The sequence below is a fragment of the Allomuricauda sp. CP2A genome, from assembly GCF_001683915.1.
Lineage (GTDB): Bacteria > Bacteroidota > Bacteroidia > Flavobacteriales > Flavobacteriaceae > Flagellimonas.
In genome coordinates this window covers 1-606 of the sequence record NZ_LXTT01000032.1, presented here as the reverse complement: position 1 = coordinate 606, position 606 = coordinate 1, and the positions used below count along the sequence as shown (strand labels likewise).

General features: G+C 31.5%; 1 protein-coding gene. It reads left to right on the top strand.

Annotated features, from left to right (window positions below; translation table 11 throughout):
* Positions 1-115: 115 nt before the first annotated feature.
* Positions 116-606, top strand: a 491-nt coding sequence (locus A7D14_RS04190) for a sulfotransferase (protein WP_141673215.1), incomplete at its 3' end; no start/stop codon positions are given.

Sequence of the window (606 nt, the reverse complement as noted above, 5' to 3'; positions counted from 1 at the left end):
CATTAAATTTTTTCAATGCAACATAATGCATTAATGTGTAGCATTTTAGAATAATCGGGTAGACTTTTAGCCATGTTATCACGAAAATTCCGATTTGATTTAATTCTTAATAAAAATGATGGAGAAGCATATCTTTATTTTCGGTGTAGGTGGTAGGTGTTCTTCAACAGCTATGCAACGCATTCTCAACTCAAGCAATGAAGTTTGTATTTGGGGAGAACAACAATATATCATTGATGATATATTGTGCATTATAAAAAGAGTTGATAAATTTTCACAAGATTCAACTGTAATAGAGGATAATAAAATCTTTCATCAATGCCTTAGATCTAAAAACCACTTATATCCCCATTATCCATTTATGATGTCCATGGGGAACTTATCCGAACTAAGGAAAAAATTAATTGAGGCTATAATTTATAATTTGAAAGCTCCAAATGGTATAGTACGATTCGGTTTTAAAGATATTAGAATTAGAGACATTGCTACTTTAGTGAGCCTGAGAGAGATTTTTGAAAATTCCAAGTTCATATTTTTGTTCCGCAACCCTATAAATCAATGGGTTTCGGTTAATCACTATAAATGGTGGGAGTATGGCCATAAACT